Here is a 2542-nt window from a genome sequence, read left to right on the forward strand (position 1 = left end):
TGTTGGCGAGCGCGCGCAGGCCCGCGGCCGCCGAGCCGCCGAGGCCCGGCCGCCAGGGATCGACGATCTGTTTCAGTCGGTCGGCGGCCAGGAGCGCGCCGGAGAAGGAGCGCGCCTGGGGCGTCGCAAAGTCCGGGAACACCTCGGTCAGGAAGACCACGTCCACGAACACCCGTCGCAGGTAGTAGCCGGTTTTGCGGTTGTGCGAGTGCACCACCTTCACCGACGACAGCATTCCGGTCCGCCGGCCGTCCTTGATCAGCCGCACGCCCAGGATCAGGTCCTCGGCGTAGCGGCCCTGGTAGCGGTACGCCTGGAAGATCTCGCGGCTCATCATGCAGGCGACATCGCTCACCTGCCCCTGCGCGCGCAGCGACTCGTGGTCGGCGCCCGAGAAGGTCCCGATGCGGTCTTTGTCCCAGCAGCCGAGGAACCGGTAGTGGGTGTCGATGGCCGCGTTGTAGAGCAGCTCGGAGTCCTTGCGCGGGAACTCGGCGCAGGACACCGCCGCCAGTCGCTCGGCCTCGTTGCGCGGATGGACCAGCGCCTTGGCCAGCGAATGCAGCCACCAGTCGCCGACCGGATAGGCGTCCTGGACCATGAACAGGAAGAGGTCGCCCGTCGCGGCGTCCGCCCCGAGGTTGCGGGCGTGGCTGTGCGAGAACTCGCTGTTCGGGATCCGCACCACCGTGGCCCCGAACTCCTCGGCCATGGTGTCGGTGCCGTCGGTGGAGCCGGAGTCGACGACGACGATCTCCACGCCCCGCAGCCCCTTCTGGGACTTCAGCTTGCGTAGCAGCCAATAGAACTCATCGCCGGCGTTGAGGGTGGGGATGACCACCGAGACGGTCAGGTTCAGCGGCTCGGGCGCCTCCCCGGCGACTTCCGGCAGGGTGAGGATCCGTCCTGGGAGCGGAAAGGCGACCGGACCGGCCGGGCCTTCCTCGCCGAGCCCCTCGTCGGCGTCGAGCGGGCGCGGGGCGGGAGCTGCTCCTGGCGTGAAACGCTCGCGAAGCCTCGCCTTGACCTCCGGCGGCAGCGGGGCGCGTCGCAATAGCGCGAGGAAGACCCGCCTGGCGGCTTGGCCCGCCGGGATGTCACCGCGCGCCACGCGGACGACGCCACGAAGCGGACGCGTGAGCCTCCAGGAGGCCGACTTCTGGATGTCCTCCAGCTGTTGGCGCGCCGCCTCCAGCTGCCGCTGGGCCTCCTCGTAGTCGCCGATCCGCTTGGTCAGCGCCCGGTACTGCACTTCGGCCATGGCGGCCTGCATCTCGCTGCGACGGCGTTCGATCTCGAACTGCCGCTCCAGCCACTGGCGGTGGGCGGTCAGCTGACTCTGCCCGGTGGCGACGTCGTCCCGGATGACTCGCAGACTCTCGGCGATCTCGCCCAGCTCGCCACGCACCGCGGCGAGGTCCGCCTGGCCCTCACGCAGCGGCGGCGGGGGCTCGGCGCCGGCCTGAGCGGCGGACAATGTGAGGAAGGCGGTGACGGCGCGGGAGGAGAGCCGCGGGTCGAGCTCGATCTCCAGCTCGGTCTGGTCGCTGAGGCACTCGACGACCACAGCCTGCCCGCAGCGTTCGGTGCGCACGTCGCGCGCCTGGCGGAACAGGTCGCCGGCCCCGGCCCAGCGGTAGAGGTCCGCCCCGTCCTCGCCCCGCAGCACCAGCGAATGCAGGGCGAAGCGGGCGCCGGCCCTGGGAAACTGGATGCGCACGCGGTTGGCGGGGTTGGCGAGCGCCGGGGCCGAGACGCTCGAGCGGATCGGGCGGTCGAACAGCGGCGCGGTCGCCACCGGCGAGGCCGCGTCCTCCGGGCGCGCGCCGGCGTCGGCGCGGGACAGCACCCTCACCGGAAGATCGCTCATCGGGTCGTGTTGGGCTTCATTGGGGCCGCCCCCGTGCGGCGCAGGATGGCCTTCGCCGGCCAGTGTCGGGGCCGCGAGGATCGGCCGTCGCTACACGGGGCCAATATGACGGTCAACGGGCGCCGGCGTCGCGACGCCGCCGCCCGGTCCCGGCCCCGCCCGTCAGGTCGGCGCTCATGCGACTGAGCACCAGGTCGTGAACGGTCCGGCGCCGTCCCTCGGCGATTTCGGCCGCCCGGCCGGAGGCGAAGAAGTCCACGAGCTCGGCCTCCGAGCCCAGCACCACGCCGCCATCGGCAGCCGCCGCCACCGCCGCCGCGTTGCCGCTGTCCGCAAAAGCCACCAGCCCCGCGCCGCCGGCCTGCGCCTCGAAGGCGGTCAGGCAGAAGGTCTCCGGACAGATCGACCAGATCACCACCAGGTCGACCTGCAGCTGCTCGACCGCCTTGCGCATGGCGTCCAGGTGGTCGGGCGCGATGGCGACGCGGCGGAACTCCACCGGCGCCGAGGGGTCGGGCGCATCGCCCAGCTGGTAGAACTCGTAGCGCTCGTCGCCCCGAAGCTTCGCGGCCAGGTCGCGGTAGGCGGGCCAGCCCTTGTGGCTGACCGGCAGGCCGAGGAAGGCGACCACCACCGGGCCGTTGCGGCGGCCGGCCTCGCCGCGCAGAGACA

Annotated in this window: 2 protein-coding genes; both read right to left on the reverse strand. The window is 72.2% G+C overall.

The annotated features are described in order from the left end of the window. On the reverse strand, positions 1-1870 hold a 1870-nt coding region (locus tag VHK87_RS05020; protein WP_329633799.1), incomplete at its 3' end, for a glycosyltransferase. A gap of 112 nt (positions 1871-1982) precedes the next feature. After that, the coding region (locus VHK87_RS05025; RefSeq protein WP_329633800.1) for a hypothetical protein at positions 1983-2542 on the reverse strand (560 nt) is incomplete at its 5' end.

The sequence above is a fragment of the Phenylobacterium sp. genome, from assembly GCF_036263695.1.
Taxonomy (GTDB): Bacteria; Pseudomonadota; Alphaproteobacteria; order Caulobacterales; family Caulobacteraceae; genus Phenylobacterium.